Below are 6,384 nucleotides of genomic sequence, written 5' to 3'. Positions count from 1 at the left end.
GTCGAACGATCAGCCGCCCCGAAGACCGGAACGCCAAATGAAACGCGCGTCGCACGACGCGCGCCATCGGTCCGGTTTCTGCCGATCAGCCCTTGAGGATGGTGCGGCCGGCGAAGCGCGCGGCGGTGCCGAGCTGCTCCTCGATGCGGATCAGCTGTGGCACGCGGATCTTCAGGCCCTTCATGTCCTCGGGCTTGACGACCGGCTTGTTCGACGTCACGTGGCGGGCGCCGTAGTAGGTCAGGGCCGTGATGTGGTTGCCGGTCTTGTCGTCGTAGCCCTTGGCGAGCTCCTTGAACACGTCGCTCTTGGCGTACTTCAGCTGGTGCTCGGCGTCGCGGAAGATGAACGGGAAATACGAGATGGCCAGCGGCTTGTAGCTGTTGCCGGCGAAGCTGGCGCCCGACAGGATGATGTCCACGGTGCCCAGGGTCAGGCCCTGGTTGATGTCCGATTCCTTGCCGAGCGTCGAGGCCGGGAACACCTGGACCTCATAGCGGCCGTTGGTGCGCTTCTTGATCTCGTCGCCGGCCCACACCGAGTACTTGTGGAACGGCTCCGAGGTTTCGTAGACGTGTGCCCATTTGAGCTTGGTCTGGGCCTGGGCGACGCCGACGCTGCCCATGGCGCCGGCGAACACGGCGCAGGCGGCGATGAGCTTGATGGCGAAACGTTTCTGCATGCTTGGTCTCCTTGGGTTGATCATGCTGGTTGTCGTGAAGAGTTCGCGCGACGCCAGCTCGCGCTGAATCGGGCATTGGTCTTGTCCATGTGCTGCTGCATGGCGGCCCGCGCGCCGTCGGCGTCGCGCACCTTGATGGCGGCCAGCACCGCCTCGTGTTCGGCGATGGCCAGCCGCCACACGGACTGGCTCTCGAAGTGGCCGCCCAGCCGCTCGAACAGCGGCCCGTGGCGCGCATCCCAGAAGGTCTGCACGGTTTCCAGCAGCACCACGTTGTCGCTGGCCTGCGCGATCGCGGTGTGGAAGGCGCGGTCGCCTTCCAGCGGCGCCAGGCCCCGCGCCACGTCGGCCTGCATGAAGGCGATGGCTTCGCCGATGGTCTGCAGGTCCTTGCGCCTGGCCTGGGTGGCGGCCAGCGCGGCGATCTCGCCTTCGATCACGCGCCGGGCGCGCAGCAGTTCGAACGGCCCCCATTCGGTGGCGGGCACCTGCGTCGCCGCGCCGTTCACCGTCGCGCCGGAGTGGGCGAGCACGTAGACGCCGGAGCCGGTGCGGATCTCCACCCAGCCTTCGACTTCGAGCGCGATCAGCGCCTCGCGCACGGAAGGCCGGCTCACCCCGAGCTGCTTGGCCAGATCGCGCTCCGCCGGCAGCCGGGTGCCCGGCGCAAACTCGCCGCCCCCGATCAGCGAGCGCAGCTGCTCGGCGATCTGCCGATAGAGGCGTTGCGGTTCGACGGTCTGCAGCGGCATGGGAGGCAACTAAGGGTTCGCCACAAGTGGCCAAGTGGTCAGACCAATTAATATGCGGACAAAACCCGCCGGAGGCATCGGGCAAAACCCTCAAGCGGCGCCGGCAGCAACCAAGCAGGAGAAGCCATGAGACTCGAAGGAAAGACCGCGCTCGTGACGGCCGCGGGGCAGGGCATCGGGCGCGCCACCGCGCTGGCGATGGCGGCCGAGGGCGCGCAGGTGTGGGCCACCGACGTCAACCCAAAGCTGCTGGCGTCGTACGAAGGCGCCAGCAACATTCGCGCGCTGCCGCTGGACGTGCTCGATCGCGCCGCGATCGACAAGGTGGTCGGCTCGATGCCGGCGCTCGACGTCCTGTTCAACTGCGCCGGCTTCGTGCACAACGGCACCGTGCTGCAGGCGACCGACGAGGAGTGGAACTTCGCCCTGAACCTGAACGTGCGCTCGCAGTTCTGGACGATCCAGGCGGCGCTGCCGCGGATGCTCGGTGCCGGCCGCGGCAGCATCATCAACATGGCGAGCGTGTGCAGCAGCATCAAGGGCCTGCCGAACCGCTTCATCTACGGCACGACCAAGGCGGCGGTGATCGGTCTGACCAAGAGCGTCGCCGCCGACTATGTCGCCGAGGGCATCCGCTGCAACGCGCTGTGCCCGGGCACCGTGGACACGCCCTCGCTGCAGGACCGGATCAACGCGTACGACGATCCGGCTGCCGCGCGGAAGAACTTCGTCGCCCGCCAGCCGATGGGCCGGCTCGCGCAGGCGCACGAGATCGCGCCGCTGGTGGTGTTCCTGGCGAGCGACGAATCGCAGTTCGTGACCGGCCAGGCGTACGCGGTCGACGGGGGCATCACGATATGAACCAGCTCGACTTCCAGGGCCGGCACGCGGTCGTCACCGGCGGCGCGACCGGTCTGGGCTACGCCGTCGCGCAGCGGCTGCTCGCCTCCGGAGGCAGCGTGACGCTGTGGGATCGCGATGCGGCGACCCTGCAGCGGGCGCTGGCGCAGCTGGGCGGGCGCGCGCACGGCGTGACCGTCGACGTGGCGCAGCACGAATCCGTGCGGGCGGCGGTGCAGGCGACGCGCGGCCACGCCGGGCGCATCGATGCGCTCGTGAACAGCGCCGGCATCACCGGCCCCAATACCAAGGTCTGGGAGTACCCGGTCGACGCCTGGCGCCAGGTGATCGACGTCAACCTGAACGGCCTGTTCCTCTGTTGCCGCGAAGTGGTGCCGGTGATGCGCGAGGCCGGCTACGGCCGGATCGTCAACATCGCGTCCGTGGCCGGCAAGGACGGCAACCCGAACGCCAGCGCCTACAGCGCCAGCAAGGCGGCCGTCATCGCCCTCACCAAATCGCTCGGCAAGGAACTGGCCGACACCGGCGTGCGCGTCAACTGCGTGACGCCGGCGGCGGTGAAGACGGCGATCTTCGACCAGATGACCGAGCAGCACATCCAGTTCATGCTGTCGAAGATTCCGCTGGGGCGCTTCGGCACGCCGGAGGAAGTCGCCGCCATGGTCGGCTGGCTGTGCACCGAGGACTGCTCGTTCTCCACCGGCGCGGTGTTCGACCTCTCCGGCGGGCGCTCCACCTACTGACAACGAAAGGAAGAAGCAATGAAACTTGTGCGCTATGGCAACCCCGGCAAGGAAAAGCCGGGCCTGGTCGACGGCGACGGCCGCATCCGCGACCTGAGCGGCGTGGTACCCGACATCGGCCCGGCCCAGCTCGGTGCGGCCGCCCTGAACAAATTGCGCAAGGTGAATCCGGCCAAGCTGCCGCTGGTGCGCGGCACGCCGCGCTACGGCTGTCCCGTCAACGGGGTGGGCAAGTTCATCGCGATTGGGCTGAACTACGCCGACCACGCCGCCGAATCGGGTGTGCCGATCCCGAAGGAGCCGGTGGTGTTCATGAAGGCCACCACCTGCCTGCAGGGCCCGAACGATCCGGTGATGCTGCCCAAGGGCTCGGTCAAGACCGACTGGGAAGTGGAGCTGGGCGTGGTCATCGGCAGCCGCGCCCGCTACGTGTCGCAGAAGGACGCGCTCACGTACGTCGCCGGCTTTGCCGTGGTCAACGACGTGAGCGAGCGCGAGTTCCAGCTGGAACGCGGCCCGCAGTGGGACAAGGGCAAGGGCTGCGACACCTTCGGCCCGGTCGGCCCGTGGCTGGTCACGACGGATGAAATCGAGAACGTGCAGCGGCTGTCCATGTGGCTGGACGTCAACGGCCAGCGGATGCAGACCGGCAACACCCGCACCATGATCTTCAACGTCGCCAAGCTGGTGAGCTACGTCAGCCAGTTCATGACGCTGATGCCCGGCGACATCATCACCACGGGCACGCCGCCCGGCGTGGGCCTGGGCATGAAGCCGCCGGTCTACCTGAAGAAGGGCGACGTGATGACGCTGGGCATCGAGGGCCTGGGCGAGCAGCGCCAGGTGGTCGTGCCGTTCAAGGCCTGACGGGCGCCGCTGCGGCCCCGGCCTGGTCCGGGGCCGCGGCCCGTGCCGGCCGCGGCCGCCCGGCACAGGCCAGGCAGAAGGCGGTGAGCAGCACCAGGAATGCCGCCTTTTCGTAGTGCTGGAACCCGAGGTCGGTGACCATGTTGGGAAGCAGCGCGATCAGCGCGCAGGCCGGCCAATACTCGCCGTGCCGCGCGAAGCGCGTCCACACCAGCCGCACCAGCGCGACCCAGAACGCGAGGTAAGCGAGCAGGCCGGGCAAGCCCCAGCTGTAGAAGACCTGCGCGATGTCGTTGTGGCTGTGCTGCAGCATCTGCATGCCCGGCACCATCATCCGCAGGTCGGGGTCGAGGTAGTAGCTGCGGCCGGTGGCCAGCCAGTGCCAGTCCATGGCGGCGCGCACGTAGTGCTTGAAGTAGGCCACCCGCAGGTCGGCGCCGCTCTTGTTTTCCGCGAACAGGTGCCAGTAGACGGCCGCCGCGAAGATCGCGAGCAGGCCGACGGCGAACCACGTCCGCAGCCGCTTCGCGCGGCTCGCGCCGACGATCGCCAGCAGCGCCGCCGTCAGCGCCCCGGCGAAGGCGCTGCGCGACTGCACCGACAGCGCGGGGACCAGCCACAGCAGCGGCAGCACCAGCATCGCGCGCGGTGACAGCGGCCAGCCTGGAAAGACGCGGCGCTCGTACACCGGCCCCCACGCCAGCCAGAACAGCGGCAGGAACAGCCCCGGGAAGTAATACGCCTGCCAGGCCAGCCCCGAGGCCTGGAAGTGCAGCGGACCGGCGTCGCGCGGCAGCAGCTCGATGCGGTGCCAGCTCACCTTGACGCCCAGCACGGCCTCGAGCGGCATTGCCACCAGGTGCCACAGGCACACGGCCGCGAACACCAGCACCACGGCGCGCAGGGCGCGCTCGTCGCGCAGGAACAGGGCGAGCGCCGGCAGGCACAGCAGCAGGCCGGCCTGGGGCGGCAGTGGGTGCGCCGGTGCTTCGCCGCGTGCCTTGGCCACGGCCTCCGAGAACAGGATGGCGGCGGCCAGCAGCAGCACCGTCGCGAGCAGGCCGCGGTGCTCGCGCCACAGCTCGCGCACCCGGGCGCGGTCGAACGCGGCGAACCAGGCGCTGCCCAGCGCCGCCAGCGCGAAAAAGGCGCTGTTGGCAGGCGGGGCGACGGTCGCGCCCTTGAAGGCGAGGAACAGGAAGCCCGCGAGCCACAGCATGGCGAAACCGCGGGCAAACAGGGGCTGGCTGGGTGGCAAGGCGGGCGCTCGCTGGCAGAAAGTGGCGCATTCTACTGACCGGCTTTGGCCGCCCGGTCAACCGGGGAGTTGGAGGCGACCTTGAGGTACCGCAAGCTTGGGGCGCGGGCCAGGTGCTAGGCTGCGTTTGCTGATGAGATGAGCCACCGTCGGCACGCCGCGCAGTCCCGCGCGGACGAACTTCAACGTGGCTCGCCGGACGGCAAAGGAGGCGTGGACCGTTCGGGTACCACAATGAACGACAGCCAGACGAAGACGGCCATGGGACCCGCGGGACCGCTGGGCTCCCAGGCGCCCCGCATGCCGCCGCCGGACGGCCTCCTCGGCGGCACCATCTTCGGTCCGACGCCGGCGCCGGCCGCCGTGCCGCCCGCGCCCCGGCCGCCACTGCCCGCCGCCGCCGGCGAAGCCGCGCCGGCGCTGCGCCTGGCGGTCAAGGGCCTGAAGCCGATCGAGCGCCAGCTGCTCGACGGCCTGGTCAAGGTTTCGCAGCGCCGCACGCCGCGCCTGGAGATCCTCGATGACGCCCGGGCCCGCCAGGCCGACGTGGTGGTCGTCGACGCCCGCGACCCGGCCGCCATGGCCTGGGCACAGCAGCGATCGTGGCTGGCGCGCCGGGCCGTGATCTGGATCGACGGCACGCAGGCCGGGCCCGGCCACACCTTGCTGCGCCGCCCGGTGCAGTGGCCGATCCTGCCGATGGTGCTGGCCCGGGCGCTGGAAGGCGGCCCCGGCACCGCCAGTGCGGCGGCGCGGCCCGCCGCCGTGGCGGCGGCCAGTCCACCCACCCCGCTGGCCGCGGCGCAGAGCCCGCAGGTGCTGGTCGTCGACGACAGTCTGGCAGTGCGCGCCCACCTGCGTTCGCTGCTCGAGCCGCGCGGCTACCAGGTGACCGACGCCGACAGCGTCGACGGCGCCCTCGAACGCATCTCGCAGCGCCGGTTCGATTGCATCCTGATGGACGTGCTGATGCCCGGCCTGGACGGCTACGAGGGCTGCCACCGGATCAAGGAGCGGCTGCGCGGCGCCGACGCGGTGCCGGTGGTCATGCTCACCGCCAAGACCTCGCCGTTCGACCGCATCCGCGGAAAGATGGCCGGCTGCGACGCCTACCTCACCAAGCCGGTCGATCCCCAGCATCTGGGCGAAGTGCTCGCGCAGCAGGTCCGCAGCGGCGACCGCGGCGCCTTGCGCCCGCCGGTGCACCGCCATTGAATCTTC

At 69.9% G+C, this 6,384-nt stretch carries 6 protein-coding genes and 1 pseudogene; 4 read left to right on the top strand and 3 right to left on the bottom strand.

Annotated features, from left to right (window positions below; genetic code table 11):
* Positions 1 to 157: 157 nt before the first annotated feature.
* Positions 158 to 682 (bottom strand): annotated as a pseudogene (dctP, locus tag VNT59_RS19310) (TRAP transporter substrate-binding protein DctP); the annotation flags it as partial.
* A gap of 20 nt (positions 683 to 702) precedes the next feature.
* A complete protein-coding gene (locus tag VNT59_RS19305; RefSeq protein ID WP_325501135.1) occupies positions 703 to 1,434 on the bottom strand; it encodes a FadR/GntR family transcriptional regulator in 732 nt (243 codons plus the stop codon).
* Between the two features lie 126 nt (positions 1,435 to 1,560).
* On the opposite strand from VNT59_RS19305, the gene VNT59_RS19300 reads away from it, so the two are divergent.
* The 3 genes from VNT59_RS19300 to VNT59_RS19290 are packed head-to-tail and all read left to right on the top strand — an operon-like array spanning position 1,561 to position 3,905.
* Positions 1,561 to 2,295, top strand: coding sequence for an SDR family oxidoreductase (locus VNT59_RS19300; protein ID WP_325501133.1), 735 nt, complete (start codon positions 1,561 to 1,563; stop codon positions 2,293 to 2,295).
* Positions 2,292 to 3,038, top strand: coding sequence for an SDR family NAD(P)-dependent oxidoreductase (locus VNT59_RS19295; RefSeq protein ID WP_325501131.1), 747 nt, complete (start codon positions 2,292 to 2,294; stop codon positions 3,036 to 3,038). Before VNT59_RS19300 ends, VNT59_RS19295 begins: the two co-directional genes overlap by 4 nt.
* 18 nt (positions 3,039 to 3,056) lie before the next feature.
* Positions 3,057 to 3,905, top strand: a complete 849-nt coding sequence (locus tag VNT59_RS19290) for a fumarylacetoacetate hydrolase family protein (RefSeq protein WP_325501129.1) — start codon at positions 3,057 to 3,059, stop codon at positions 3,903 to 3,905.
* Here VNT59_RS19290 and VNT59_RS19285 read toward each other — a convergent pair.
* Positions 3,895 to 5,124 carry an O-antigen ligase family protein gene (locus VNT59_RS19285; RefSeq protein WP_325501127.1) on the bottom strand — a complete coding sequence of 410 codons (1,230 nt, stop codon included), beginning with the start codon at positions 5,122 to 5,124 and terminating at the stop codon, positions 3,895 to 3,897. The genes VNT59_RS19290 and VNT59_RS19285 overlap by 11 nt on opposite strands.
* Positions 5,125 to 5,397: 273 nt before the next feature.
* Here VNT59_RS19285 and VNT59_RS19280 point away from each other — a divergent pair, with 273 nt between their 5' ends.
* A complete protein-coding gene (locus VNT59_RS19280; protein WP_325501125.1) occupies positions 5,398 to 6,378 on the top strand; it encodes a response regulator in 981 nt (326 codons plus the stop codon).
* The last annotated feature ends 6 nt before the right edge of the window (positions 6,379 to 6,384 follow it).

Origin of the sequence: Ramlibacter sp., assembly GCF_035554825.1 — a bacterium.
Lineage (GTDB): Bacteria > Pseudomonadota > Gammaproteobacteria > Burkholderiales > Burkholderiaceae_C > Ramlibacter.
This window is presented reverse-complemented; position numbering and strand designations above follow the sequence as displayed.

Excerpts from the sequence above, each read along its gene's own strand:
- VNT59_RS19285 (WP_325501127.1), bottom strand. The coding sequence starts at position 5,124 with ATGCTGTGGCTCGCGGGCTTCCTGTTCCTCGCCTTCAAGGGCGCGACC.
- VNT59_RS19290 (WP_325501129.1), top strand. The coding sequence starts at position 3,057 with ATGAAACTTGTGCGCTATGGCAACCCCGGCAAGGAAAAGCCGGGCCTG.
- VNT59_RS19305 (WP_325501135.1), bottom strand. The coding sequence starts at position 1,434 with ATGCCGCTGCAGACCGTCGAACCGCAACGCCTCTATCGGCAGATCGCC.
- VNT59_RS19300 (WP_325501133.1), top strand. The coding sequence starts at position 1,561 with ATGAGACTCGAAGGAAAGACCGCGCTCGTGACGGCCGCGGGGCAGGGC.
- VNT59_RS19280 (WP_325501125.1), top strand. The coding sequence starts at position 5,398 with ATGAACGACAGCCAGACGAAGACGGCCATGGGACCCGCGGGACCGCTG.
- VNT59_RS19295 (WP_325501131.1), top strand. The coding sequence starts at position 2,292 with ATGAACCAGCTCGACTTCCAGGGCCGGCACGCGGTCGTCACCGGCGGC.